The sequence below is a fragment of the Cupriavidus sp. 10L43_2 genome, from assembly GCF_056395265.1.
On sequence record NZ_JBFTJE010000003.1, the window covers coordinates 188,842 to 213,937 of the forward strand.

At 67.3% G+C, this 25,096-nt stretch carries 22 protein-coding genes; 13 read left to right on the forward strand and 9 right to left on the reverse strand.

What is annotated here, in order from left to right; translation table 11 throughout:
- Nucleotides 1-52 precede the first annotated feature (52 nt).
- A complete protein-coding gene (gene galU, locus AC1DEL_RS05615; protein WP_092290390.1) occupies nt 53-922 on the forward strand; it encodes a UTP--glucose-1-phosphate uridylyltransferase GalU in 870 nt (289 codons plus the stop codon).
- Between the two features lie 71 nt (nt 923-993).
- On the opposite strand, the gene AC1DEL_RS05620 is transcribed toward galU, so the two are convergent.
- The 6 genes from AC1DEL_RS05620 to AC1DEL_RS05645 form a co-directional block, all read right to left on the reverse strand.
- The gene (locus AC1DEL_RS05620; RefSeq protein ID WP_092134760.1) at nt 994-1,221 is read right to left on the reverse strand and encodes a sulfurtransferase TusA family protein; all 228 of its coding nucleotides are present in this window, start codon (nt 1,219-1,221) and stop codon (nt 994-996) included.
- A gap of 14 nt (nt 1,222-1,235) precedes the next feature.
- Nucleotides 1,236-1,832 (reverse strand): NUDIX domain-containing protein, encoded by a 597-nt coding sequence (locus AC1DEL_RS05625; protein ID WP_092290392.1) that lies wholly within the window; start codon nt 1,830-1,832, stop codon nt 1,236-1,238.
- A 19-nt stretch (nt 1,833-1,851) separates the two neighbouring features.
- Nucleotides 1,852-2,883, reverse strand: coding sequence for a threonine aldolase family protein (locus AC1DEL_RS05630; protein ID WP_454757232.1), 1,032 nt, complete (start codon nt 2,881-2,883; stop codon nt 1,852-1,854).
- Nucleotides 2,884-2,893: 10 nt separating this feature from the next.
- On the reverse strand, nt 2,894-3,082 hold the full coding sequence (locus tag AC1DEL_RS05635) for a 4-oxalocrotonate tautomerase (protein ID WP_092290396.1): 189 nt from the start codon (nt 3,080-3,082) through the stop codon (nt 2,894-2,896).
- Nucleotides 3,083-3,116: 34 nt separating this feature from the next.
- Complete coding sequence (locus tag AC1DEL_RS05640; protein ID WP_477106396.1) at nt 3,117-3,890, reverse strand: class II aldolase/adducin family protein; 774 nt, start codon at nt 3,888-3,890, stop codon at nt 3,117-3,119.
- A 101-nt stretch (nt 3,891-3,991) separates the two neighbouring features.
- Complete coding sequence (locus AC1DEL_RS05645) at nt 3,992-5,239, reverse strand: YbfB/YjiJ family MFS transporter (RefSeq protein ID WP_454757233.1); 1,248 nt, start codon at nt 5,237-5,239, stop codon at nt 3,992-3,994.
- Nucleotides 5,240-5,360: 121 nt separating this feature from the next.
- Here AC1DEL_RS05645 and AC1DEL_RS05650 point away from each other — a divergent pair, with 121 nt between their 5' ends.
- The 3 genes from AC1DEL_RS05650 to AC1DEL_RS05660 all read left to right on the forward strand — a co-directional run bounded on the left by AC1DEL_RS05650 (nt 5,361) and on the right by AC1DEL_RS05660 (nt 8,519).
- Nucleotides 5,361-6,239, forward strand: coding sequence for a LysR family transcriptional regulator (locus tag AC1DEL_RS05650; protein ID WP_092290402.1), 879 nt, complete (start codon nt 5,361-5,363; stop codon nt 6,237-6,239).
- 107 nt (nt 6,240-6,346) lie between these two features.
- A complete protein-coding gene (locus tag AC1DEL_RS05655) occupies nt 6,347-7,774 on the forward strand; it encodes an NfeD family protein (protein ID WP_477125476.1) in 1,428 nt (475 codons plus the stop codon).
- A 1-nt stretch (nt 7,775) separates the two neighbouring features.
- Nucleotides 7,776-8,519, forward strand: coding sequence for a slipin family protein (locus AC1DEL_RS05660; protein ID WP_092290406.1), 744 nt, complete (start codon nt 7,776-7,778; stop codon nt 8,517-8,519).
- 99 nt (nt 8,520-8,618) lie between these two features.
- Here AC1DEL_RS05660 and alaS read toward each other — a convergent pair whose 3' ends face one another.
- Entirely contained in the window at nt 8,619-11,243 is a 2,625-nt protein-coding gene (gene alaS, locus AC1DEL_RS05665; protein WP_477125475.1) for an alanine--tRNA ligase, read from the reverse strand.
- Between the two features lie 251 nt (nt 11,244-11,494).
- Between alaS and AC1DEL_RS05670 the strand changes: the two genes are divergently transcribed.
- The 3 genes from AC1DEL_RS05670 (at nt 11,495) to AC1DEL_RS05680 (ending at nt 14,319) form a co-directional block, all read left to right on the forward strand.
- A complete protein-coding gene (locus tag AC1DEL_RS05670) occupies nt 11,495-12,715 on the forward strand; it encodes a CaiB/BaiF CoA transferase family protein (RefSeq protein ID WP_477125474.1) in 1,221 nt (406 codons plus the stop codon).
- A gap of 88 nt (nt 12,716-12,803) precedes the next feature.
- Entirely contained in the window at nt 12,804-13,259 is a 456-nt protein-coding gene (locus tag AC1DEL_RS05675) for a DUF2214 family protein (protein ID WP_477125473.1), read from the forward strand.
- A gap of 31 nt (nt 13,260-13,290) precedes the next feature.
- The gene (locus tag AC1DEL_RS05680) at nt 13,291-14,319 is read left to right on the forward strand and encodes a tripartite tricarboxylate transporter substrate binding protein (RefSeq protein ID WP_092290414.1); all 1,029 of its coding nucleotides are present in this window, start codon (nt 13,291-13,293) and stop codon (nt 14,317-14,319) included.
- Between the two features lie 15 nt (nt 14,320-14,334).
- On the opposite strand, the gene AC1DEL_RS05685 is transcribed toward AC1DEL_RS05680, so the two are convergent.
- Nucleotides 14,335-16,107 carry a potassium/proton antiporter gene (locus tag AC1DEL_RS05685; protein WP_092290416.1) on the reverse strand — a complete coding sequence of 591 codons (1,773 nt, stop codon included), beginning with the start codon at nt 16,105-16,107 and terminating at the stop codon, nt 14,335-14,337.
- A 384-nt stretch (nt 16,108-16,491) separates the two neighbouring features.
- Here AC1DEL_RS05685 and AC1DEL_RS05690 point away from each other — a divergent pair, with 384 nt between their 5' ends.
- The 3 genes from AC1DEL_RS05690 (at nt 16,492) to AC1DEL_RS05700 (ending at nt 20,340) form a co-directional block, all read left to right on the forward strand.
- Nucleotides 16,492-16,953, forward strand: a complete 462-nt coding sequence (locus AC1DEL_RS05690) for a tripartite tricarboxylate transporter TctB family protein (RefSeq protein ID WP_092290418.1) — start codon at nt 16,492-16,494, stop codon at nt 16,951-16,953.
- A 13-nt stretch (nt 16,954-16,966) separates the two neighbouring features.
- The gene (locus AC1DEL_RS05695) at nt 16,967-18,469 is read left to right on the forward strand and encodes a tripartite tricarboxylate transporter permease (RefSeq protein ID WP_092290420.1); all 1,503 of its coding nucleotides are present in this window, start codon (nt 16,967-16,969) and stop codon (nt 18,467-18,469) included.
- A 233-nt stretch (nt 18,470-18,702) separates the two neighbouring features.
- Nucleotides 18,703-20,340, forward strand: coding sequence for a hypothetical protein (locus tag AC1DEL_RS05700; protein ID WP_477125472.1), 1,638 nt, complete (start codon nt 18,703-18,705; stop codon nt 20,338-20,340).
- Between the two features lie 13 nt (nt 20,341-20,353).
- Here the strand turns inward: AC1DEL_RS05700 and AC1DEL_RS05705 are convergent, their stop codons facing one another.
- Nucleotides 20,354-21,238, reverse strand: a complete 885-nt coding sequence (locus tag AC1DEL_RS05705; protein ID WP_092290424.1) for a LysR substrate-binding domain-containing protein — start codon at nt 21,236-21,238, stop codon at nt 20,354-20,356.
- Between the two features lie 147 nt (nt 21,239-21,385).
- On the opposite strand from AC1DEL_RS05705, the gene AC1DEL_RS05710 reads away from it, so the two are divergent.
- The 3 genes from AC1DEL_RS05710 (at nt 21,386) to AC1DEL_RS05720 (ending at nt 25,078) form a co-directional block, all read left to right on the forward strand.
- A complete protein-coding gene (locus tag AC1DEL_RS05710; protein ID WP_092290426.1) occupies nt 21,386-22,363 on the forward strand; it encodes a Bug family tripartite tricarboxylate transporter substrate binding protein in 978 nt (325 codons plus the stop codon).
- A 13-nt stretch (nt 22,364-22,376) separates the two neighbouring features.
- Nucleotides 22,377-24,002, forward strand: a complete 1,626-nt coding sequence (gene ggt, locus AC1DEL_RS05715) for a gamma-glutamyltransferase (RefSeq protein ID WP_441590593.1) — start codon at nt 22,377-22,379, stop codon at nt 24,000-24,002.
- A 215-nt stretch (nt 24,003-24,217) separates the two neighbouring features.
- On the forward strand, nt 24,218-25,078 hold the full coding sequence (locus tag AC1DEL_RS05720) for a PhzF family phenazine biosynthesis protein (protein ID WP_092290430.1): 861 nt from the start codon (nt 24,218-24,220) through the stop codon (nt 25,076-25,078).
- The last annotated feature ends 18 nt before the right edge of the window (nt 25,079-25,096 follow it).

Sequence of the window (25,096 nt, forward strand, 5' to 3'; positions counted from 1 at the left end):
GCGCCCTCCCTGTACGGCACGGTGTTACACCGGATTGAAAAGGAAAGCTGAAATGGAAAACCGCGTCACCAAGGCCGTCTTTCCGGTCGCTGGGCTAGGTACCCGATTCCTCCCCGCGACCAAGGCGAGTCCCAAGGAAATGCTGCCAGTGGTGGACAAACCGCTGATCCAGTACGCCGTGGAAGAAGCCATGGCCGCCGGCATCACGGAAATGATCTTTGTCACGGGCCGCTCCAAGCGCGCCATCGAGGACCATTTCGACAAGGCGTACGAACTGGAAATGGAGCTGGAGGCCAAGAACAAGCAGGCCCTGCTCGATGTGGTGCGTTCGATCAAGCCTGCGCACGTGGAGTGCTACTACGTGCGCCAGCCCGAGGCCCTGGGCCTGGGCCACGCCGTGCTGTGCGCGGCCAAGCTGGTCGGCGACACGCCGTTCGCGGTCATGCTGGCGGACGACTTGCTCGACGGCGACGTGCCGATCATGAAGCAGATGGTCGACGTCTATAACCACTACAACTGCTCGGTCCTGGGCGTGGAAGAGATCGCGCCGGAACAAAGCCGCTCCTACGGCGTGGTGGAAGGCCGCGAATGGGACGAGCGCGTGATCAAGATGTCCGGCATCGTCGAGAAGCCGGCCCCCGAGGACGCCCCGTCGAACCTTGGCGTGGTGGGCCGCTACATCCTCACGCCGCGCATCTTCGACCACATCCGTGAACTGAAGCCGGGTGCCGGCGGCGAGTACCAACTGACCGATGCCATCCAGTCGATGCTCGACCAGGAACAGGTGCTGGCCTACCGCTACAACGGCGTGCGCTACGACTGCGGCAGCAAGCTCGGCTACCTGAAGGCCACTGTCGAGTTCGCCCTGAAGCACCCGGAAGTGCGCGACGAGTTCAGCGCCTATCTGGCCCAGCGCGGATAAGCGTTCCGCCCCGGCATGAAAAAGCCGCCTCGATCGAGGCGGCTTTTTTTATGGCCGGGGGCCAGGCGGTCTTAGCGGCGCTTCATGTAGAACACGAACACCTTGTCCACCTCGGCGTGCGACAGCAGCTCGTTGCCGGTCTGCTTGGCGAAGGCCTGGAAGTCGCGCGTGGCGCCCGGGTCGGTGGCCAGCACCTTGAGCACGTCGCCGCTGGCCATGTCCGCCAGCGCCTTCTTGGTCCGCAGGATCGGCAGCGGGCAGTTCAGGCCGCGCGCGTCCACTTCTTTCTGGAAGTCCATTCCTCTCATCCCACTTATTTTTGGTCGATGCCGTATTGTAACGAAGCGGCGACAAGGCTGAAGTCCGTCGGCCGGCGCGGGTCGGGGATGTCCTCGCCCGAGGCGCGGTCGAAGAAGCGCACGGGCAGCCCGCGCCGCTCCAGGAAATCGGCCACGGCAAAGCCGGTGCCGGCGTTCCAGATCCGCATCTTCTCGGGCGCCACGAGCTTGTATTCGGCCAGTTCCTCGGACAGTTCGATGCGCCCCGTCGCCTTCACGTGATAGGCGATGATCAGCTCGTTCTTGCGCATGAACTCGTAGACGCCGATCAGCGACGCGGATTCCGTGTCGAGATTGGTCTCCTCCTTGAGTTCGCGCGCCACGCCCAGCTCGGGCGTCTCGTCGCGCTCCATGAAGCCGGTGACCAGCGCGAACATCCCCTCCGGCCATACCGCGTTGCGCGCCAGCAGCAGCTTGTCCTCGTACTCGACCACCGCCGCCAGCACCGGCAGCGGGTTGTTCCAGTGCACGAAGCCGCAGCCGTCCTGCACGCAGGCATGACGATAGCGGCCGGACATCGGCAAGTGCTCCAGCGGCGCCCCGCATTGGGGGCAGAAACGGTACGGTTGCATCGGAGGGGGCTCCAGGGGTTCAGAGGGCGCAGGCCGCGCGGATATCGGCGGCGAACGCTTCCACGGTCTCGGGCTGCAGGTCCCACGAACACATCAGCCGGCAACCGCCCGCGCCGATGAAGGTGTAGAACAGCCAGCCCTTGGCGCGCAAGGCCTCGATGGCCGGCAGCGGCAGTTCGGCGAAGACCGCGTTCGATTCGGTCGGGAACATGATGCGCACGCCGGGAATGTCGACGATGCGCTGGTGCAACAGTTGCGCCATCGCGTTGGCATGGCGGGCGTTGGACAGCCAGACATCGTTCTCGAGCATGCCCAGCCACGGCGCGGAAATGAAGCGCATCTTCGAGGCCAACTGCCCGGCCTGCTTCACCCGGTAGGCGAAGTCCTCGGCCAGGCGGCGGTCGAAGAACACCACGGCCTCGCCCATCGGCAGGCCGTTCTTGGTGCCGCCGAAGCACAGCACATCCACGCCAGCCCGCCAGGTGATCTCGGACGGATGCACGCCCAGCGCCGCCACCGCATTGGCGAAGCGCGCGCCGTCCATGTGCACGCGCAGTTGCCGCCGCTTGGCGATGGCCGCAATGGCGCGCACCTCCTCCACCGTGTAGACCGTGCCGACTTCCGTCGACTGCGTGAGCGAGACCACGCGCGGCTTCGGATAGTGGATGTCGGTGCGCCGCGTGACCAGCGCCTCCACCGCATCGGCGGTCAGCTTGCCGTTGACGCCGGGCGCCGTGAGCAGCTTGGAGCCGTTCGAGAAGAACTCCGGCCCGCCGCACTCGTCCGTCTCGATGTGCGCCAGTTCATGGCAGATCACCGAGTGGTACGACTGGCACAGCGACGACAGCGCCAGCGAGTTGGCCGCCGTCCCGTTGAAGACGAAGAAGACCTCGCAGTCGGTCTGGAACAGGTTGCGGATGCGGTCGCAGACCTGCTGGGTCCAGGAATCGTCGCCATAGGCCTTCTCGTGGCCGCTGGCGTTGGCCTCGAGGAAGTATTTCAGCGATTCCGGGCAGAAGCCGGCGTAGTTGTCGGAGGCGAAGTGCTGCATGGGCGGGTCTTTACTTCTTGTCGATCCAGAGCGCGCCGCCGGTGGCCCAGTTCTCGCGCTTGATATCGGTGATGATGATGTCCACTGCCGACACCGAGCAGCCCAGCGTCTCGCAGGTGACGCGCGTCACTTCCTCGACAAACTTGCGCTTTTGCTCGACCGTGCGGCCTTCGAACATCTCGACGTGAAACGTGGGCATGCTGCTGACTCCGTTTTTAGGGATTTTGCGAGACTCAGTCTCGGTAAGAGGGATCGATTCTATCGAGTTTGCGCAGCAGCGAGGGCCATTCCATCTCGCCCTCGACGGCGCCGTTGTCGTACAGCTGCATCGAGGTGCGCTCGGCCACCCCGGCCGGCGGCTGCACTGTGGCGCGGCCCGCCTGCGCGCCGAGCTGGATCTCGCAGGCCTTGATCAGGGTGGCCATCAGCACGTAGGCCTCGGCCACGGTGCGGCCCACCGTCAGCGTACCGTGGTTGCGCAGCAGCATGGCCGGGTGCTGGCCCAGCGACACCGTGAGCCGGGCCCCTTCGGCCGGGGTGAACGCCAGGCCCTCGTAGTCGTGATAGCCGATGCGGCCGTGGAAGCGCATGGCGTGCTGCGACAGCGGCAGCAGTCCGTCCGCCTGCGCCGAGACCGCGATGCCGGCGGTGTTGTGCAGGTGCATGACGCAGTGCGCATCGGCCCGCGCGGCGTGCACGGCGGCGTGGAGGGCGAAGCCGGTCACGTTGACCGGGTGCACGGTCTCGCCGACCACCTCGCCCCGGCCATTGATCTTGACGAGGTCCGACGCGCGAATCTCGTCGAACGCGAAGCCGAACGGGTTGATCAGGAAGTGGTCCGGCTCACCGGGCACGGTGGCCGAGATATGGGTGTAGATCAGGTCGTCCCAGCGCTCCAGCGCGGCCAGCCGGTAGGCGGCGGCGAGGTCGGTGCGCACACGCGCCTCCTCGGCGCTGACGGGAACGGCCGGGCCCGCGGCACGCGCGGGCTGCAAGGCAAAAGACATGGGGACATTCGCTCCGCGGCCGCCCTGCTGCGAGGCGTGCTCCAGACACGTGCGGGTTCAGTCCCGGTCGAGTAGGCGGCGCAGGCGTAACTGTAGCGCAGTCAGCGCGGGGCGGCAGCGTCCCGCAACGGCATGGCGCGGACCATCCAGCCGAGGATGCCCGCCCCCACCAGCAGCGCGGCGGCGGCGGTGGCCAGGGATGCCGCAAAGCCGCCCGTGCGCGCCACCAGCGTGGTGGCCAGCGGCGGGCCGGCGATCTGCCCGAGCGCGTAGGCGGCCGTCATCAGCCCGATCAGCTTCGGGGCGGCGCTGCCCCACAGCCGGCGCGCCTCGCGCATCAGGAACGACACCAGCGCCGTGAACGGCAGGCCGACGAGCAGGCTGCTCAGCGCAAAGCCCGGCACGGTCGGCCAGAATGCCGCCACGGCCACGCCAACCGCCTGCACCGCGTACAGGATCATCGCCAGCCGGCGGTTGTCGTGATGCATGCCCACGCGCGTGGCCAGGAAGGCGCCAATGGCCACGCCAGCGCCCAGGATCGGCCAGAACAGGTCCGCCCAGACCGTGCCGGGCATGGCCTGGCGGGCGATCACGGGCAGGAAGGTCGCGGTGATGATGTAGCCGAAGCCGGCGAGGCCGTAGGCCACGGTCAGGGCCCAGGTTTCGAGGTCCAGCCGGGGTGTCGGGGCGACTGCCTCCGCATGCCCTGCACTCCCCGGCTGTCCGGCCCGCGCCTGCAGGGCCGGCGGCGGCGCGCCGAACACGCGCCAGACCGGCGCCAGCATCAACGCGCCGAGCACCGTGAAGGCGATCCAGCCCCAGTTCGCCAGCCAGTGCGCGCCGACCATGCCGAACGCCGACAGCCCGGTCACGACGATCCCCACGCCGGGACCGCAGAACATCAGCCCGCCCAGCGTGGGATGGCCCAGTTCGGCCAGTCGCTGCATGCACCACGCGGTGGCGTAGACCATCACCAGCGCGCTGGCGATGCCCGCAATCGTGCGCCATGCCAGCCACGCGGGCATGCCGCCCGGCAGCGCCATGGCCAGCGTGAGCACCACGGTGAGCACCAGCGACACGCGCACCATCCGCACGGGATCGGGGCGGATGAACAGGCACAGCAGCGCCCCCAGCAGGTAGCCGATGTAGTTCAGCGTGGCCAGCGCCCCGCCCTCGGCCAGCGTGACAGTGCCGTCATGCAACATCATCGGCAGCAGCGGCGTGAAGGCGAACCGACCGATGCCCATCGCCAGCGCCAGCGACACGAAGCCAGCCATGGCCACCGCCCAGGGTCCGGCAGTTTGCGGGGCCGCGCGGGCGGCGGAGACATCGGTATTCACGAGAGACATGATCGGGGGGCGGGTTCGGCTGGCGGCCAGCGGGATTCCTGACTATCCTAGTCGCATTCATCCATCACATAAAATGAATTATTGAGATAGCATCAATCTCAATTCAAGAAGGAAGCCGATCATGGATCTCGCCGCACTCGAAATCTTCCGCACCGTGGTGGAGGCCGGAGGCATCACACGCGCCGCCACGCGGCTGCACCGCGTGCAGTCGAACGTGACCACGCGCATCCGGCAACTGGAGCAGTCGCTCGGCGTGGAGCTGTTCCTGCGCGACGGCAAGCGCATGGTGCTCACCCCGGCCGGGCAGACGCTGTTCGACTACGCGCGGCGCATCCTGCAACTGTCCGACGAGGCTCGCCACGCGGTGCAGCCGGCGCGGCCGCACGGGCGGCTGCGGGTGGCGTCGATGGAAAGCACGGCGGCCAGCCGGCTGCCGACGGTACTGGCGCGCTATCACCAGGCGTGGCCGGACGTCGAACTGGAACTCGTGACGCTGCCAACCCGACAGGCGCTGGACGCCCTGCGCCGCTTCGAGGTCGATTGCGCCTTCGTCGCCGAGCCGCTCGGCGATGCCGAACTGGTCACCCGGCCCGCCTTTACCGAGGAACTGGTGATCATCGCCAGCGCGCAGCATGCGCCGATCCACTCCGCCGCCGACCTGGAGCGCCACACGCTGCTCGCGTTCGAGGCCGGCTGCAACTACCGCACGCGCTTCGAGCAGTGGTGCAATCGCGACGGCCACGCGGCGGGGCGGGTGATCCAACTGGGCTCCTACCATGCCATCGTCGCCTGCGCGGCGGCCGGTATCGGCGTGGCGATCATGCCGCGCTCGGTGCTGACGCTATACCGCGACCTGCCGCAGATCAGCATCCACCCGCTCGGCGACGAAGGGGACGTGACCACCGTGCTGGCGTGGCATCCGGCGATGGGCAGCGCGGCGCTGGCAGCGCTGGCCGACATGCTGCCGGGTGTATCGGACATCACGCAAAAGGCTGCCTGACCCCTTCCGCTTCGGATTCCTTGCCCGCGCTGCGGCGTGCAAGATGTGGCCGGTCGCCTACACTGAAAGTGGCGCTGCCACGGCATACTCGCGGGCCGCGCCCCGCCATGACATTCGTCTTCGCGCCGCTACGATCTTTGGTTTGCCGGATGGCGATGGGGCTGGCCATGCTCCTCGCCCTGCCCGCGATGGTCTACGCCCAAGGCGCTTCAACGCCCGCCGCCAAGGCTGGCGTGGCCCCCGTCTATGTCATCCCGATCAAGGGCGCCATCGGGCCAGCCAGCGCCAGCTTCGCCACGCGCGGCATGGCGCAGGCGCAGAAGCAGAACGCGCAGTTGATCGTGCTGGAAATGGACACGCCCGGCGGGCTCGACGTGGCCATGCGCGACATCATCCAGGCCATCCTCGCCTCCCCCGTACCCGTGGCGACCTTCGTCTACCCGGGCGGCGCGCGGGCCGCGAGCGCCGGCACCTACATCCTCTATGCCAGCCACATCGCCGCCATGGCGCCCGGGACCAATGTGGGCGCGGCGAGTCCGGTTGCCATCGGTGTCGGCGGCCCGAAGCCGGGTGCCTCGCCCGGATCTTCCCCCGCCAGTGCACCAGCCAGCGCGCCCGGCACCGAAGACACCATGGCACGCAAGCAGATGCACGATGCCTCCGCCTACCTGCGCGGGCTGGCCCAGCTGCGCCAGCGCAACGCCGACTGGGCCGAGCGCGCGGTGCGCGAGGCCGTGAGCCTCTCCGCCGACGAGGCAGTGGCCCAGCACGTGGCCGACCTCGTCGCGCCGGACCTGCCAGCACTGCTGCGGCAGGTCGATGGCAAGCGCCTGCAGGCGGCCGGCGTATCGCGCGTGCTGCACACCAACGATGCGCCCATCGTCACGGTCACGCCGGACTGGCGAGCGCGGCTGCTCGCCGTCATCACCGAACCCAGCGTGGCGCTGATCCTGATGATGATCGGCATCTACGCGCTGATGTTCGAGTTCTCCACGCCGGGCATGGTCGTGCCGGGCATCGTCGGCGCCATCTGCCTGCTGATCGGCCTGTTTGCGCTGCAAATGCTGCCCGTCAACTATGCGGGGCTGGCGCTGATCGCGCTGGGCATCGGCTGCATGGTGGCCGAATTCTTCCTGCCGACGTTCGGCGCGCTCGGGGTGGGCGGCATCGTCGCCTTCGCGTTTGGCGCGGTCATGCTGATCGATACCGACGTGCCCGGCTTCGGCGTGCCGCTCACGGTGATCGCGGCGCTGGCCGGGGTGTCGGCGCTGTTCCTGGTCGGCATGTCCGCGATGCTGATGCGCTCGCGCAAGCGCCCCGTGGTCAGCGGCGCGGACACGCTGGTCGGCAGCCTGGCCACGGTCATCGACGATACGCCCGCCGACGGCTGGGCGATGGTGCACGGCGAACAGTGGCGAATTCATGGCGACGGCCCGCTCGCGCGCGGCCAGCGGGTACGCGTGACCGGGCGGCGCGGGCTGGTACTGGAAGTCGTGGCCGACATGGCCGCATCCCTGGAACACAACGGAGCGTGATATGGCATTCGGATTCAGTTTTGGTGGGCTGATCTTCCTGCTGGCATTGCTCGTGGTGGCCGCGATCCGCGTGCTGCGCGAATACGAACGCGGGGTTGTCTTCATGCTCGGGCGATTCTGGGGCGTCAAGGGGCCCGGGCTGGTGCTGCTCATCCCCGGCATACAGCAGATGGTCCGCGTGGACCTGCGCACGGTCGTCTTCGACGTGCCACCACAGGACGTGATCTCTCACGACAATGTGTCGGTCAAGGTCAACGCGGTGGTCTATTTCCGGGTCGTGGACCCCGAGCGGGCCATCATCCAGGTGGCCAACTTCCTCGAGGCCACCAGCCAGCTCTCCCAGACCACGCTGCGGTCCGTGCTCGGCAAACATGAACTGGACGAAATGCTAGCCGAGCGCGAAAAGCTCAACCTCGACATCCAGAAGGTGCTCGACGCCCAGACCGACGCGTGGGGCATCAAGGTGTCCAATGTCGAGATCAAGCATGTGGATTTGAACGAGACCATGATCCGGGCCATCGCCCGCCAGGCGGAGGCCGAGCGCGAGCGGCGGGCCAAGATCATCCACGCGGAAGGGGAATTGCAGGCTTCGGTGAAACTGCTGGAGGCGGCACAGATGCTGGCGCAGCAGCCTGAGGCCATGCAACTGCGGTATCTCCAGACGCTGACGCAGATTGCTGGGGATAAGAGTTCTACTATTGTGTTTCCGTTGCCGATGGATTTGGTTAGGGGGTTGATGAAGTAGGTTTTGGGTTTGGTTCTGTGGTGTTGGCTGTTGAGCGCAACAAAAACAAAAAGGGCGCCCCAAACCCCAGAGCGCCCTTCTCAACAGCTAGTAAATCCCTCAAACCTTACCAGCCACCCACTCCTTCACCCCTGCCAGCGCCGCCGGCAGATTCGCCGGCTCCGTCCCCCCAGCCTGCGCCATATCCGGCCGGCCGCCGCCCTTGCCGCCCACCTGCTGGGCCACAAAGTTCACCAGCTCCCCAGCCTTGACCTTGCCCGTCGCATCGGCGGTCACACCAGCAATCAGCGAAACCTTCCCATCCGACACTGCCCCCAGCACGATGGCCGCGCTCTTGAGCTTGTCCTTGAGCTTGTCCATGGTCTCGCGCAGCGTCTTCACGTCGGCACCGTCGAGTTGGGCGGCCAGCACCTTCAGGCCGTTGATGTCGATGGCCTGCTCGGCGAGTTCGTCGCCTTGCGATGCCGCGAGCTTGCTCTTGAGCTTCTCGAGTTCCTTCTCGAGCGCCCGCACCTGCTCCTGCACCTGGCCGATACGCGGCACCAGTTCCGACGGCTGCGCGCGCAGCGCGGCGGCGGCTTCGTTCAGGCGGGCGTCGAGCGATTGCAGGTAATGCAGCGCGTTGTCGCCGGTAATCGCTTCCACGCGGCGAATCCCGGCTGCCACGCCCGCTTCCACCACGATCTTGAACAAGCCGATGTCGCCGGTGCGCGTCACGTGCGTGCCGCCGCAGAGTTCCTTCGAGGTGCCGATCGACAGCACGCGCACATCGTCCGCGTACTTCTCGCCGAACAGCGCCATCGCGCCGCTCTTCACCGCGTCGTCGAACGGCATGATCTCGGCATGGGTCGGCGCGTTGGACAGGATCTCGGCATTGACGATTTCCTCGACCTGGCGGATCTCCGCGTCGCTCAGCGGCGCGTTGTGCGAGAAGTCGAAGCGCGTCTTGTCGGCATCGACCAGCGAGCCCTTCTGCTGCACATGGGTGCCGAGCACCTCGCGCAGCGCCTTGTGCATCAGGTGGGTGGCCGAGTGGTTACGTACAGTACGTGCACGGCGGATGGCATCCACCTGCGCCGCCACGGTGTCGCCCACCTTCAGCGGGCCGTTAGCCAGCGTGCCCTGGTGGCCGAACACATCGGCCTGCACCTTGGTCGTGTCGGTCACGTTGAACACGGCCGCGCCTGCCACCAGCGTGCCCTGGTCGCCCGCCTGGCCGCCGGACTCCGCGTAGAACGGGGTGTTGTCCAGCACCACCACGCCGGTCTGGCCCGGCTGCATGGTGTCGACGGACGCGCCGTCGACATACAGCGCCGTCACGCGGGCGCGCTCGAAGCCCAGTTCGTCATAACCGTGGAACACGGTCTTGTCGCCCGTGTACTCCAGGCCGGCGGCCATCTTGAACTTGCCGGCCGCGCGGGCCTGCTCGCGCTGGCGGTTCATGGCGGCGTCGAACGCGGGTTCGTCCACCGCAATCTCCTGCTCGCGCGCCACGTCCTGCGTCAGGTCGAGCGGGAAGCCGAAGGTATCGTGCAGCTTGAACGCCAGTTCGCCGTCCAGCACCTTGCCACCCTTGGCCTTGAGGTCGGCCACGGCGGTGTCGAGGATGGTCATGCCGTTCTCGATGGTCTCGAAGAAGCGCTCTTCCTCGGCCTTGAGCACTTCCACCACGCGCGCCTGCGCCTCGGCCAGCTCCGGATAGGCCTCGCCCATCTGCGCCACCAGGTCCGGCACCAGCTTGTGGAAGAACGGCGTCTTCTGGCCCAGCTTGTAGCCGTGGCGGATCGCGCGGCGCACGATGCGGCGCAGCACGTAGCCGCGGCCTTCGTTGCCCGGGATCACGCCGTCGACGATCAGGAACGAGCACGCGCGGATATGGTCGGCAATCACCTTCAGCGAGTTCTGGTTCAGGTCGTCCAGATGGGTCTCGCGCGCAGCGGCCTTGATCAGCGCCTGGAACAGGTCGATCTCGTAGTTGCTGTGCACGTGCTGGAGCACGGCGGCAATCCGCTCGAGGCCCATGCCGGTGTCCACGCACGGCTTGGGCAGCGGCGTCATGTTGCCCTGCTCGTCGCGGTTGAACTGCATGAACACGAGGTTCCAGATCTCGATGTAGCGGTCGCCGTCTTCCTCGGGCGATCCCGGGGGGCCGCCCCAGACATCGGCGCCGTGGTCATAGAAGATTTCCGAGCACGGGCCGCACGGGCCGGTGTCGGCCATCTGCCAGAAGTTGTCCGAGGCGTAGCGCGCGCCCTTGTTGTCGCCGATGCGCACGATGCGCTCGGCCGGCACGCCGACTTCCTTGGCCCAGATGTCGTAGGCCTCGTCGTCCTCGGCGTAGACCGTGACCCAGAGCTTCTCGGCCGGCAGCTGGTAGGTCTTGGTCAGCAGTTCCCAGGCGTATTGGATGGCTTCGCGCTTGAAGTAGTCGCCGAACGAGAAATTGCCCAGCATCTCGAAGAACGTGTGGTGACGTGCCGTATAGCCCACATTTTCGAGGTCGTTGTGCTTGCCGCCGGCGCGCACGGAGCGCTGGGACGACGTAGCGCGCGAGTAGGGACGCTTGTCGGTGCCCAGGAACACGTCCTTGAACTGCACCATGCCCGAATTGGTGAACAGCAGCGTCGGGTCGTTCGCCGGCACGAGGCTGGACGAGCGGACCACGGAATGGCCCTTCGACTCGAAGTACTGCAGGAACTTGCTGCGAATGTCGGAGACTTTCATGTTGTATCGGGCGCATCCCGCATCGTGGCAGGGCGCAGTCAGTCAGGTTGGATTTGCAAACCGTTGATTATACGGGGCAAGCCCCCTCCCGGGGCATTCTCGCGGGCGGCCGCCCGGCGGCGCGCACCGGGCGGGCTGGCGATGGCCGAATATCGCCCACCGTTGGCCTGGCGCCGCCCCGTGCGGGTACATCGGCGCGGCGGGCCGGTGGTAGAGTGCTCCCCCAATATATCTACCGAGCCGCCACTGCCATGGGAGCCTTGAGCCATCTCCGCGTCCTCGACCTGACCCGCGTCCTCGCCGGGCCATGGTGCGCCCAGAACCTCGCCGACTTCGGCGCCGACGTGATCAAGATCGAGCGCCCCGGCGCAGGTGACGATACGCGCACATGGGGTCCGCCCTGGCTCAAGACCGAGGATGGCCGGGACACGGCCGAAGCCGCCTACTACCTGGCCGCCAACCGCAACAAGCGCTCGGTAACCTGCGACATCAGCACGCCCGAGGGCCAGCAGCTGGTGCGCGACCTCGCCGCCCAGAGCGACGTGGTGCTCGAGAACTACAAGGTCGGCCAACTCAAGAAGTATGGCCTCGACTACGAATCGCTCAAGGCGGTGAAGCCGGACATCATCTATTGCTCGGTCACCGGCTTCGGCCAGACCGGCCCGTACGCCCAGCGTCCCGGCTACGACTTCATCATCCAGGGCATGGGCGGCTTCATGAGCCTGACCGGCGAGCGGGACGACCTGCCCGGCGGCGGCCCGCAGAAGGCCGGCGTGGCCATTTCGGACCTGATGACCGGCCAGTACGCCACCATCGCCGTGCTGGCTGCCCTGGCCCACCGCGACCGGACCGGCGAGGGCCAGTACATCGACATGGCGCTGCTGGACGTGCAGGTATCGATGCTGGCAAACATGAATACCAACTACCTCGCCAGCGGCGAGGCGCCGCGCCGCTGGGGCAACGCCCACCCGAACATCGTGCCCTACCAGACCTTCCAGGCCGCCGACGGCTGGATCATCGTCGCGGTAGGCAACGACGGGCAGTTCCGCAAGTTCGTGACGGCCGGCGGCCGGCCGGAGCTGGCCGACGACCCGCGCTTCGCCACCAATCCGCAGCGCGTGGCGCACCGGGACGTGCTGGTGCCGATCATCGCCGAGATGGTCCAGCCGCGCACCCGCGAGCAGTGGATCCTGGATCTGGAAAAGGCCGGCGTGCCGTGCGGCCCGATCAACACGCTCGACGAGGTCTTCGAGAACGAGCAGGTGCTGGCGCGGGGCCTGCGCGTCGATTTGCCGCACCCGACGGCCGGCGAGGTCAAGCTGGTGGGCAGCCCCATGAAGATGAGCGCCACGCCGCCCGAGGCGCTGCGCCATCCCCCGTTGCTCGGAGAGCACACGGAGGTGGTGCTGGGCGAGACACTCGGCTACAGTGCGGAGCACATCGCCGCACTGCGCGCCAAGGGCGTGGTCTGACCCCGATTCCCCCCGACTCGGGAGCCACGCCGGCCGCAGCCGAAGGCGAGATTTTCTGTTTGCGTCCCCTGACTAATTAGGAGCATGCATGCTGACTGATGCCTTCCTGGCGTTTTTCCATTTTCTGGCGATCTTCCTCCTGGTCACGCTGCTGGCCGCCGAGGCCGTGGTGCTGCGCCCCGGGATGACGCCGGCCATCGTGCGCCGGCTGTCGCTGTACGACCTGCTCTACTTCCTGTCGGCCATGGTGGTGCTCGCCACCGGCCTGCTGCGGCTGTTCTACGGCGCCAAGGGCGTGGATTTCTACCTGCACAACCCGTGGTTCCACGCCAAGGTGACCGTGTTCGTGCTGATTGCCCTGTGCTCGCTGCCGCCGACGCTCGCCATCGCGCGCTGGCGCAAGCAGGCGCGCAAGCTGCCCGATTTCGTGCCGATGCCGGACGAGATCAAGCGCGCCCGCCGCTGGGTCATGATCGAGGCCCATGTGTTCATCCTGCTGCCGCTCTGCGCCGTGATGATGGCGCGCGGCATCGGCGCGCGCTGACCTTTTCATCGATCCGTTGAAGACTCCTGAGATGCTGAAGACCCTGCTGACGGCCACGAAGATGGCCGCCTCCGCCGCCACGCTGGCGGCAGCCACCCTGGCCACGCCGGCCCATGCCGCTGCCCCGGCCCCGGCAAACTGGCCGACCAAGCCGATCAAGTTCGTGGTGCCCTACCCCGCCGGCGGCCCGCTGGACACCGTGGCGCGCGCCATCGGCGAACGGCTCCGCGAAAGCCTGGGCCAGCCGGTCGTCGTCGAGAACAAACCCGGCGCGGGCGGCAACCTCGGCGCGGACTACGTCGCCAAGCAGCCGGCCGACGGCTACACCATCGTCATGGGCGCCGTGGCCACCCACGCCATCAATCCCACGCTGTTCGCCAAGATGCCGTACGACCCGGTGAAGGACTTCGCGCCGATCACGCTGGTCGCCGACGTGCCGAACGTGCTGGTCATGCACCCCGGCAAGGCCGCCGAGCTGCATATCAATACGGTGCGTGACCTCGTGGAGTACGCGCGCAAGCATCCGGGCAAGCTCGACTACGCCTCGGGCGGCAACGGCAGCGCCGGCCACCTGTCGGGCGAACTGTTCAAGAGCATGGCCCGCGTCAGCATGGTCCATATCCCGTACAACGGGGCGTCGCCGGCGCAGCTGTCGGTGCTGTCGGGCCAGACCGACCTGATCTTCGACAACCTCGCCTCGGCATCGGCCAATATCAAGGCCGGCAAGCTCAAGGCCTTCGCCGTGACCACGCCGGCCCGCGCCGCCGCGTTCCCGGAACTGCCGACCATCGCCGAAGCCGGCAAGGGCCTCGGGCTGGAAGGGTTCGACATCTCGACGTGGTTCGGCGTCCTGGCCCCGGCCGGCACCCCGCGCGAGATCGTCGACCGCCTCAACCACGACATCGTGGCCATCCTCAAGACCGACGATATGAAAGCCCGCCTGGCCCGCATTGGCGCCCAGCCGGCCCCCACCACCCCCGAGCAGTTCGGCGCCCTGATCCAGCGCGAACTGAAGAAGTACGGGCAGGTGGTGAAGGTATCGGGGGCGAAGGTGGATTGAGGGGCGGACGACCCGTCAAGGCGCCTTGCGCCGTAACTGCCACATCTTGTCCTTGATCGTGTCCTCGGTGGCCGGGCCGCGTGGCAGGAGCAGGCCGACCTGGACGATCTTCGGGCCTTCCATGCGGGTCACGGTCAGGCGGAGGCCGGCGATTTCCAGGGCGTCGCCTTCCACGGGGGGCGAGGGGAATACCGCCAGCATCGCGTCTTCCAGGGACCGGGCCGCCTCGTCGGCGGTCAGGGGGCGGGTGGCGTAGAGGGCGGCCACGTCGCGCAGCAGGGCATCGCCGGACAGCAGGAAATCGTGCGAGAGCTGCGCCCAGGCCGGGGCGCGCGCCGCGCTCTGGAACAGCCGCGACAGCAGCGGCACGGAGCCGCCGGGGGCCAGTACCGAGACCGCATCGCCCGCGCGCAGCACCACCTGCTCCAGCGGCACCAGCGCGCCGTCGCGCGCCACGGTCATCAGGCGGCTGCGCGGAGGGAGTTCGAGCTGGTCGGCGCGGAGGTCCACCACCGGCGCGTTGGCCGCCACGGAGAACTGCATCAATTCCAGCGCCGGCGAGCGGGTGCCCTGCAGGCGCTCCCGCGAGACCGGGTCGTTGTACGCCGGCCGCAGCACCCGGGCCAGCCGCGCCGCCAGCGCCACTGTCGTGCCCTGGCACAGCAGGCTGAACAGCACCACGGCGAATGCCACCCGGAATAGCAGCCCCGAGTCCTCCATGCCCTTCAGCAGCGGGAACAGCGACAGTACGATCGGCACCGCGCCGCGCAGGCCCATCCACGCCAGGAACCCCTTCTCGCGCCCATTGAAGCGGAACGGCAGCAGCGCGATCCACACCGCCACGGGCCGCGCCACCACCATCAGGAACAGCGCCACGGCGCCCGCCGGCAGCGCCACCTCCCAGATACGGCTCGGCGTGACCAGCAGGCCGAGCAGCAGGAACATCACCGATTGCGCCAGCCACGCCATGCCGTCCATGGCGCGCATGGTGTCGTCGGTCACGGCCCGTTCGCGATTGCCGACGATCATCCCGGTCAGGTAGACCGCCAGGAAGCCGCTGCCGTGCGCCGACTGGACCAGCGCGAAGACCATGCAGCCGGCCGCACAGACCAGGATGGCCTGGAGGCCCTCGGCCACATGGATGCGCTCCATCACCCGCGCCACGCCCAGGCCCAGCACCACGCCGAGCACCCCGCCCACGCCGAACTGCACCACCAGCCGCCACGCCAGCGCGCTGGCGGTCAGGCCGTCCGGCGCCGTGATCCATTCGATCAGCGTCAGGGTCAGGAAAATCGCCATGGGGTCATTGATGCCCGACTCGATCTCCAGCACGCTCGCCACCCGCTCCTTGAGCCGGATGCCGCTGCCGTTGAGCAGCGAGAACACCGCCGCGGCGTCCGTGGAGCCGACGATGGCGCCGAGCAGCAGGCCGAGCTTCCAGTCGATGCCGAGCATCCACGCCGCGAACAGCCCGACCAGCACCGCCGTAATCCCCACCCCAACCGTCGCCAGTGACAGCGATGGCCGCAACGCCACGCGGAAGGTGGCGAAGCGCGTGCGCAGGCCCCCGTCGAGCAGGATCACGGCCAGCGCGATATTGCCCACCAGGAAGCTGAGCCAGGTATTGGCGAAGCGGATGCCGCCGGGCCCGTCCACGCCGGCCAGCATGCCGACCGCCAGGAACACCAGCAGGAACGGCACGCCGAAGCGCGCCGAGAACACGCCGAGCAGGATGCCCAGCGTCATCACCACGGCGCCGATCAGGATGGCATGGTCGATACTTTCCAATCGATTCCTTTCATTGCGCCACGCTGGGCCGGGGGAGTGCGACCGATGATAGCGCACGCCCCTCCGCCGCCCTCCCGCCGCCCCGCCCGGTACCGGCGGCGGCACCTCGCCGCGACACCCCTTCCGCGCAATTTCCCTTGCCTTGTCAACGACTTACGTTCGGCTTTCGGACAACTTTCGCCTGACTTTCAGACGTCTGCGTAGGGAGATACCCTGAAGTTGACCCTGATTGCAGACATATGAAAGGTAGCTGAAAGGATGCGCTTTTAACTTCCACCCTGCTCGTGACGGGGTTGGGGGGAGCTGTCCCTTCGGGACGGTGCGCAACATGCGTACACCAATCACCGCACGCGGATTTCAAGCTTTATATCGAGGAGAATCATTTTGCGCATACGTAGCCAAAAGGACTTTGCCTCCGGCCTGATGTTTGTCCTGGTCGGATTCGGCTTTTCCTTCGTCGCCCGTGGCTATTCCATGGGAACGGCCGCCAAGATGGGACCGGGATACTTCCCGTTCTGGCTCGGCATCGTGCTCGCCATACTTGGCGCGCTAGTCCTGTGGGGATCGTTGTCGTCCAAGGGCGAGGAAGACCAGCTGGCCCGCTGGGATATCAAGAGCCTGCTGTGGATCCTGGGTGCCGTGGTGTTGTTCGGCCTGCTGCTCAAGCCGCTTGGCATGGTGCTGTCGGTGCTCGTACTGGTGCTGGTCTCCTCGATGGCCAGCCATGAATTCAGCTGGAAGGGAGCTATCCTCAACTCGATCATCCTCGTGGTGATCAGCCTGGGCGCCTTCGTGTACGGCATCAACCTGCAGATGCCGGTGTGGCCGGCTTTCCTGGCGAACTGAGGAGACGGCCGAAATGGAACTGTTGACCAACCTTGGTCTGGGCTTCTCCACCGCCCTGACCTTCCAGAACCTGGCATACGCCTTCGCGGGCTGTATTCTCGGGACCCTGATCGGCGTGCTGCCGGGCCTCGGGCCCCTGGCCACGATCGCCATGCTGCTGCCGGTGACCTACACGCTGCCCCCGGTGGCGGCGCTGATCATGCTGGCCGGTATCTACTACGGCGCCCAGTACGGTGGCTCCACCACGGCAATTCTGGTGAACCTGCCGGGTGAATCGTCGTCGGTGGTGACCACCATCGATGGCTATCAGATGGCGAGGCGAGGCAGGGCCGGGGTGGCGCTAGCCACTGCCGGTCTCGGTTCGTTCTTCGCTGGTTGCGTGGCCACGCTGATCCTGGCTGCTTTCGCGGCCCCGCTGTCGGAACTGGCGTTCAAGTTCGGTCCCGCCGAATACTTCTCGCTGATGGTGCTCGGCCTGATCGGTGCCGTGGTACTGGCTTCGGGCTCGCTGGTAAAGGCCATCTCGATGATCGTGCTGGGCCTGCTGCTGGGCCTGGTCGGTACCGACGTGAACTCGGGCGCGGCGCGCTTCTCGTTCGACGTCCCCGAGCTGACCGACGGCCTGAACTTCGTGTCGGTGGCCATGGGTGTGTTCGGTTTCGCGGAAATCATCGCGAACCTGGAGCAGAAGGAACACCGCGAGACGTTCACGGATCATGTGACCAACCTGTTCCCGACCAAGGAAGACTTCAAGCGCATGATCCCGGCCATCCTGCGTGGCACGGCCCTGGGTTCGGCGCTGGGTATCCTCCCGGGCGGCGGTGCGGCACTGGCCTCGTTCGCGGCCTACTCGCTCGAGAAGAAGACCTCGAAGTACGCGCATGAGTTCGGCAAGGGCGCCATCGAAGGCGTGGCGGGTCCGGAATCGGCCAACAACGCCGCGGCACAGACCTCCTTCATCCCGCTGCTGACGCTGGGCATTCCGCCCAACGCCGTGATGGCGCTGATGGTGGGCGCGATGACCATCCACAACATCCAGCCCGGTCCGCAGGTCATGACCAGCAACCCGGCGCTGTTCTGGGGCCTGATCGCCTCGATGTGGATCGGCAACTTCATCCTGATCATCCTGAACCTGCCGATGATCGGTATCTGGGTCAAGCTGCTCAAGGTGCCGTACCGCTTCCTGTACCCGGCCATCCTGACGTTCTGCTGCATCGGCGTGTACTCGGTCCAGAACACCACGTTCGACGTGTTCCAGACCGCGGCCTTCGGCGTGATCGGCTACCTGTTCATCAAGCTCAAGTGCGAACCGGCGCCGCTGCTGCTCGGCTTCGTGCTCGGACCGATGATGGAAGAGAACTTCCGCCGCTCGCTGCTGCTGTCGCGTGGTGACTTCACCGTGTTCGTGACGCGCCCGCTGTCGATGGGCCTGCTGATCGCCGCGGCGATCCTGGTGGCGATCGTGGCGATGCCGTCGATCAAGTCCAAGCGCGAAGAAGCGTTCCAGGAAGAATAAGGCTTACCCTGGCCGGGGGTACCGGCCACACAACGCAAGCTCAGGGCGCCTTATGGCGCCCTTTTTTTATGCGCTTTCTTCCTGAAACGCCAATGGCCATGCGGCATGCGCGATGGTCATTGTTGGCGGCAATGGCAATGGTGCGATTGGTGTCGGAACGTACATAAGGTGCCCCGGCGTCCCGGCAACATGCGCGTGTATTCCCTCCCTTACATGCGCCCAGAGGACTTGCCATGATGCGTACCGCAAGCCATCGACCGCACGGGTTGTCCCACGGGTCTGCCACGACGCCCGCCGGGATGGTCACCGCCTTGGTCATTGTGTTTTTCTTCAGCCTCGCCATGCTGCTGTCCAGCGGACGGCTGGCTAGCGGCGACGCGGGCGAGCAATACCGTTCAGCGCAGTTGCTGGCGGCCACGGGGCAGCTCGGCAGTCCGGTCAATCCGCCCCTGCTGACGTACTGGAACAAGGGCCCTGACGGCCTCTACTACGAACCCCACGACGTGGGCGCGCTGCTGCTGATGATGCCCGGCGCCCTGATCGACGAGGCGCTCGACGATATCGACTCCTACCACCTGGTACGCGACCGCTACGTTGGCCGCACGTATGGCAAGCTGATCACCTCGTTCGTCTACGCGGCGTACAACACGCTCGGCGTGATCTTCATGTTCCTGCTGATGCGCGAGTTCTGCTCCGCCCGCGCGGCCTTCGGGCTGGCGCTGGTGTTCTACGCCGGCACGACCTTCATGCCCTACGCCAAGACGGCCTGGGATGTGACCCCGGCTGCGGCCAGCCTCTGCGCCTGGCTGTACTTCATGGCCCGCGCGCTGCGGCCGCCCACGTCGCTGTGGGCCTTCGTGGCCGCCGGCGTGGCCCTCGGGCTGGCCTGCTCGTTCCGCTACTCACTGCTGCCGTTCTTCGGCATGGGCGTGCTCTGGCTGCTGTGGATGGAGCGCGCGCGCCACAAGACCGGCTTTGCGGTGCTGCTGGTGGCGCTCGGCATCACCATGCTGCCCGCCTTCTACTACAACCACATCCGCACCGGCCTGTTCCTGCGCCCCGCCATCGCCGCCGACCTGCACCTCTCGGACAGCCTCGCGCTCAACGGCAACCCGCTGACCGGCCTGCTCGGCCTGCTGGCCAGCCCCAACATGGGGCTGTTCCTGTTCGCGCCGGTGCTGCTGCTGGCCCTGTTCGTATTCAAGATGCGCCACACGCTGCCCGCGCGCCAGAAGCACCTGCTGTACGCGGCGCTGGCGTCCGGGGTCTGCTACCTGCTGATGATCGCGCACATGAAGAACTGGGGGCATTTCGGCTGGGGCCCGCGCTACATGGTGCCGCTGCTGCCGGTGCTGTTCTTCGCGGCGGCCCCGGCGCTGCAATGGATGTGGCAGCACGCCCGGCGCACGGCGGTGCCGCTGCTGGTCATCTCGTTCCTGCTCAACCTGGCGCCCACGCTGATCAACTGGCATGTGATCGTGGGCGAGTTTCCCGGCGCGCGGCCGCAGAACTCGGCCCTGCCCTACCAGCACATCGGCGTCTGGACCGGCATCCAGATGAGCCTGGCCGGCGAGCCGCTGGTGTTCCCCAAGACCAACGACCCCAAGACCGCCATGACCGATGCCGCGCGGCGCTTCCCGGACCTCTTCGCGATGCGGCTGGTCGAGCTGTCCCCGGCCGGCAAGGCGGCGGGCACGCTCTGGACCTTGCTGTTCCTGGCCGGGATGCTGCTGTCGCTACGGCATATCCTGGCCGCGACGGCGCCGCCGCGGCGGCCGGGGTCATCCCCACGCGGGATGGCAGCCACCCCGGCGCATGTGCAGCCATCGACACATCAGGCATCCCGTCGCGCGGGCGCCGACCGGCCATAGCCGCCCACTACGCCTAGCTCGCGAACAGCGCCTCGCAGGCTGACCGGATCGCCTCCGTGACATGGGCGCGGCCGTGGTCGCGCCGCTCAAGCATGCCGAGCGTGCGCACCACGGGCTCGCCGCCCGCCTGCAGCGGCAGCAGGCGCAGCGCGGGATCCTCGTGCCAGCGCGCCAGCCGCAGCAGCGGCACCACCGTCACCCCCACCTCCTGCCGCACCAGTTCCACCAGCGCCTCGATCGAATTCAGTTCGAGGAACTCGTTGGTACGCAGGTGCGCGCGCCGCAGCGCCCGCTCCACCAGCGCGCCGGTGCGCTGGCCCCGGTCGAACCGAAGGAAGGGATTGGCGGCCAGCGCCTCGCGCGCGGTCTCGCCGGGGCTGCCGCGCGCGGCAATCGCCACCAGCGGCTCCTGGTAGAGCGGCGTCCAGCGCAGCGTGCCGGCGGGCCGGCCCGCGCCCTCCACCAGGAACGCGGCGTCCAGTTCGCCACTTTCCACCTGCTCGGCCAGATCGATGGACTTGGCGCCGACCAGCCGCACGTCCAGCGCCGGATAGGCCCGCTTGAGCCGCGCCACCACGTGCGACAGCCCGCCCATCACCGACACTACCGCCCCCACCGCCACGGCGCCCGCCATATCCTCGGCGCCCCCCTGTGGCAGGCGCATTTCCTCGTACAGCGCCAGCAGCCGGCGCGCCTGCGGCAGCAGTTCGCGGCCGTCCGCGTTCAGCACGGCCACCCGCCCGCTGCGGTCGAACAGTTCACGGCGCAGTTCCTGTTCGAGCGAGCGCATCTGCAGGCTGACCGCCGCCTGCGTCAGCGCCACGCGGCCGGCGGCGGCGGCAAACGAGCCCTGCTCGGCCACGGCGACGAAAGTGCGGAGAAATCGGATGGTACTCATGTGAGTCGATTCACAAGGTTTTCTTGTTGATCACAAAAGGAATATTAGCTTTCATTGTGACCCGGCGCGCGGAATAATGATGGGCGAGCCTTGATTTGGCTCGGTTTTTCCTGCCTGCCTGCCCGTTATCCGCATCGGAGAAGAAGAATGACTTCCTGGCTACGCCTGCTCGGCATCGGCCTTACCACGAGCCTGACCCTGGTTGCCGCGCCGTCGCACGCGGATACGTATCCGTCCAAGCCGATCCGGCTGATCGTGCCGTTCCCGGCCAGCGGCGCCACCGACCTGCTGGCGCGCGCGATCGCCCAGAAGGTGGGCACCAACATGGGCCAGCAGATCGTGGTGGATAACCGTCCGGGCGCGGGTGGCGCCATCGGCTCCGACATGGCCGCCAAGGCCCCCGCCGACGGCTACACGCTGCTGATCGCCACGACCAGCACGCACTCGATCGGCCCCTATATCAATACGCACCTGCCGTACAACACCGAGACCGACTTCACGCCGATCGGCCAGGTAGCCGTGGCCACCAACGTGCTGGTGGTGCCGAACCAGCTCCCGGTGAAGAATGTGAAGGAGTTGATCGACTACGCCAAGAAGCATCCGGGCGAGCTGAACTACGCCTCCAGCGGCAACGGCACCGTGGTGCACCTGACCGCCGAGGCGTTCAAGGCGCAGGCCGGCGTGTTCATCACCCATATCCCGTATCGCGGCACGGCGCTCGCGGTGCCGGATCTGATCTCGAACAAGGTGCAGGTGCTGTTCGACAGCATCGTCTCCGGCATGCCGCACGTGAAGGACGGCAAGCTCAAGGCGCTGGCCGTGACCAGCCTCAAGCGCTCGCCGCTGGCGCCGGACCTGCCGACGGCCAGCGAATCGGGCCTGCCGGGCTTCGAGTCGGACACGTGGTTCGGCATCTACGGCCCCAAGGGGCTGCCGGCTGACGTGGTCACCCGGCTCAACGCCGAGTTCAACAAGGCGATCCAGTCGCAGGACGTGCGCGACCGCCTGGGCAAGCTCGGCGCCGAACCGGTCGGCGGCACGCCAGCGCAGTTCGCGGCCATGGTCAAGAAGGACAGCGCCCGCTGGGGCAAGCTGATCAAGGATCGCAAGATTCAGGTGGACTAAGAGAGAGACAACCATGAAGAACTTCAACTGGACCAACCCATACCCCACCGTGCGCATTCCGCTGTTCGCGCGCAACGTGGTCTCCACCTCGCACCCGCTGGCGGCGCAGGCCGGCCTGCGCATGCTGCTCAAGGGCGGCAATGCCGTCGATGCGGCCATCGCCGCTGCCGCCGCCATCACGCTGGTGGAGCCGGTCTCGTGCGGCCTGGGCAGCGACGCCTTCGCGATTCTCTGGGACGGCAAGGAACTCCACGGCCTGAACTCGTCGGGCGTGGCCCCGGCCGCCTGGAACCCCGAGTATTTCAAGAACAAGTACGGCGTGGACGGCAACGGCCTCGCCAATCGCCCGATCCGCGGCTGGGATGCGGTCACCGTGCCGGGCATGGTGGCCGGCTGGGCCGCGCTGCACGAGAAGTTCGGCAAGCTGCCGTTCGAAGACCTGATGGAGCCGGCGATCGAGATCGCCGAGCGCGGCTACGCCGTGCCGCCCGTGGTAGCGCACAAGTGGGCCGCCGCCGTGCCGGACCTGAAGACCCAGCCGGGCTTCGCCGACACCTTCATGCCGCATGGCCGCGCGCCGAACGTGGGCGAGAAGTTCGTCTTCAAGGCCGCCGCCGACACCCTGCGCAAGATCGGCGCCACCAAGGGCCGCGCCTACTATGAAGGCGAGATCGCCGAGAAGATCGCCGCCTTCAGCAAGGAATGCGGCGCGGCGATGACGATGGACGACCTGCGCAACTATCGCCCGGACTGGGTCAAGCCGATCAGCCAGTCCTATCGCGGCTACGACGTGCACGAGATTCCGCCGAACGGCCAGGGCATTGCCGCGCTGATCGCGCTGGGCATCCTCGACCAGTTCGACGTCGGCTCGCTGCCGGTGGACTCGGTGGACTCGCAGCATCTGCAGATCGAGGCGATGAAGCTGGCCTTCGCCGACCTCTACCGCTACGTGGCCGACCCGCGCACGATGGAAGTCACGCCCGAGCAGATGCTGGATCCGGCCTACCTGAAGTCCCGCGCCAAGCTGATCAACATGCAGCGCGCCACGCCGTTCACGCCTGGCATGCCGAAGACCGGCGGCACGATCTACCTGACCGCCGCCGACGAGAACGGCATGATGATCTCGTTCATCCAGTCGAACTACATGGGCTTCGGCTCGGGCGTGGTGGTGCCGAATACCGGCATCAGCCTGCAGAACCGTGGCGTGGGTTTCTCGATGGATCCGAAGTCCGCCAACGTGGTGGCTGGCGGCAAGCGCCCGTTCCATACCATCATCCCGGCCTTCCTGACCAAGGACGGCCAGCCGGTGATGAGCTTCGGCGTGATGGGCGGCGACATGCAGCCGCAGGGCCACGTGCAGACCGTGGTGCGCATGCTCGACTACGACCAGCAACCGCAGGCCGCCTGCTGCGCGCCGCGCTGGAAGGTCAACCGTGACTTCACGCTCGACGTGGAAGGCACGATGGACCCGACCACCGTGGCCGGCCTGAAGGATCGTGGCCACCAGCTCAAGTCCGTGAACGACCCCTACATGGACTTCGGCTCCGGCCAGTTCATCTGGCGCCTGTCCGACGATGCCGAACAGGGCTACGTGGCCGCCAGCGACAGTCGCCGCGACGGCCAGGCCGTGGGCTTCTGATCGACCGCACTATATATATAGAGAAGCACCGCAGTACCGCCGTACCGCAGTAGCCGTCCTGCAAGGCGCCAAGGGGCAACCCTGGCGCCTTTTTTCATGGCCGACGGCCGGGCGGCGCGCCAACTGTTCTGTTCGCGGCGCGTGGAACTGTGCATGGTGCGCCGCGCCGTGCGCACTACACTGGCAATTCGTCCAATTTCCTGCCCGTTCCCGCCATGGCCTCCTACGCCTTCCGCATCGTCAACGTCTTCGCCGAGACCACGCTTGGCGGCAATCCCCTCTGTGTGTTCGAGGACGCGCGCGGCCTGGACGACGCCACGATGCAGGCGCTGGCGCTGCAATTCAACCTCTCAGAGACCACCTTCGTGCTGCCGTCCGAGCGCGCGACGGCGGCCGTGCGGATCTTCACCCCGGGCTACGAGATGCGTTTCGCCGGTCACCCGACGCTGGGCACGGCCCATGTGGTGCGCGACCTCGCAAAAACCGGGGATGCGCTCACCCTCGAATTCAAGGCCGGCCTGGTACCGGTGACCGCCGCCGGCGACCGCTGGACCCTGACCGCGCCGCACGAGGGCGCCCCGCGCACCGCACCGGCTGGCCTGCCCGATGCCGACATGGCCTCCCTGCTGGGCCTGTCCGCCGACGATCTGGCCGGCTCGCCGATGTGGGTGGATACCGGCGCCGACCAGTTGCTGGTGCCGCTGAAGACGCCGGACGCCGTGCGCCGCGCCGCACCCGACAGCAGCCGGCTCGACCAGTGGCCGCAGAGCAGCCTGGGCCGCAAGACCGCCTATGTGTTCGCCTTCGACCCGACGCAGCCCGGCAAGGTGCTCGTGCGCTACTTCTTCACCAAGCAGGGCGGCGGCGTGGCCGAAGACCCGGGCACCGGCTCGGCCTGCGCCAACCTCGGCGGCTGGCTGCTGGCCACGGGTCACGCGCTGCCGGCCACGTACGAGGTGGATCAGGGCGAACAGGTCGACCGCCGCTGCCGGCTGGACCTCGCCGTGACCACCGATGGCGCGATCCGCGTGGGCGGCCGCGTGGTCGAGATCGGACGTGGCACTATTACGATCTGACAAGATTCGATCCCCCGC

Excerpts from the sequence above, each read along its gene's own strand:
- AC1DEL_RS05640 (WP_477106396.1), bottom strand. The coding sequence starts at position 3,890 with ATGTCTTTTGCCTTGCAGCCCGCGCGTGCCGCGGGCCCGGCCGTTCCC.
- ggt (WP_441590593.1), top strand. The coding sequence starts at position 22,377 with ATGAAGAACTTCAACTGGACCAACCCATACCCCACCGTGCGCATTCCG.
- AC1DEL_RS05675 (WP_477125473.1), top strand. The coding sequence starts at position 12,804 with ATGCTGACTGATGCCTTCCTGGCGTTTTTCCATTTTCTGGCGATCTTC.
- galU (WP_092290390.1), top strand. The coding sequence starts at position 53 with ATGGAAAACCGCGTCACCAAGGCCGTCTTTCCGGTCGCTGGGCTAGGT.
- AC1DEL_RS05700 (WP_477125472.1), top strand. The coding sequence starts at position 18,703 with ATGATGCGTACCGCAAGCCATCGACCGCACGGGTTGTCCCACGGGTCT.
- AC1DEL_RS05705 (WP_092290424.1), bottom strand. The coding sequence starts at position 21,238 with ATGAGTACCATCCGATTTCTCCGCACTTTCGTCGCCGTGGCCGAGCAG.
- AC1DEL_RS05710 (WP_092290426.1), top strand. The coding sequence starts at position 21,386 with ATGACTTCCTGGCTACGCCTGCTCGGCATCGGCCTTACCACGAGCCTG.
- AC1DEL_RS05680 (WP_092290414.1), top strand. The coding sequence starts at position 13,291 with ATGCTGAAGACCCTGCTGACGGCCACGAAGATGGCCGCCTCCGCCGCC.
- AC1DEL_RS05645 (WP_454757233.1), bottom strand. The coding sequence starts at position 5,239 with ATGTCTCTCGTGAATACCGATGTCTCCGCCGCCCGCGCGGCCCCGCAA.
- AC1DEL_RS05720 (WP_092290430.1), top strand. The coding sequence starts at position 24,218 with ATGGCCTCCTACGCCTTCCGCATCGTCAACGTCTTCGCCGAGACCACG.
- AC1DEL_RS05650 (WP_092290402.1), top strand. The coding sequence starts at position 5,361 with ATGGATCTCGCCGCACTCGAAATCTTCCGCACCGTGGTGGAGGCCGGA.
- AC1DEL_RS05635 (WP_092290396.1), bottom strand. The coding sequence starts at position 3,082 with ATGCCCACGTTTCACGTCGAGATGTTCGAAGGCCGCACGGTCGAGCAA.
- AC1DEL_RS05660 (WP_092290406.1), top strand. The coding sequence starts at position 7,776 with ATGGCATTCGGATTCAGTTTTGGTGGGCTGATCTTCCTGCTGGCATTG.
- AC1DEL_RS05695 (WP_092290420.1), top strand. The coding sequence starts at position 16,967 with ATGGAACTGTTGACCAACCTTGGTCTGGGCTTCTCCACCGCCCTGACC.
- AC1DEL_RS05625 (WP_092290392.1), bottom strand. The coding sequence starts at position 1,832 with ATGCAACCGTACCGTTTCTGCCCCCAATGCGGGGCGCCGCTGGAGCAC.
- AC1DEL_RS05670 (WP_477125474.1), top strand. The coding sequence starts at position 11,495 with ATGGGAGCCTTGAGCCATCTCCGCGTCCTCGACCTGACCCGCGTCCTC.
- AC1DEL_RS05620 (WP_092134760.1), bottom strand. The coding sequence starts at position 1,221 with ATGGACTTCCAGAAAGAAGTGGACGCGCGCGGCCTGAACTGCCCGCTG.
- AC1DEL_RS05630 (WP_454757232.1), bottom strand. The coding sequence starts at position 2,883 with ATGCAGCACTTCGCCTCCGACAACTACGCCGGCTTCTGCCCGGAATCG.
- AC1DEL_RS05655 (WP_477125476.1), top strand. The coding sequence starts at position 6,347 with ATGACATTCGTCTTCGCGCCGCTACGATCTTTGGTTTGCCGGATGGCG.
- alaS (WP_477125475.1), bottom strand. The coding sequence starts at position 11,243 with ATGAAAGTCTCCGACATTCGCAGCAAGTTCCTGCAGTACTTCGAGTCG.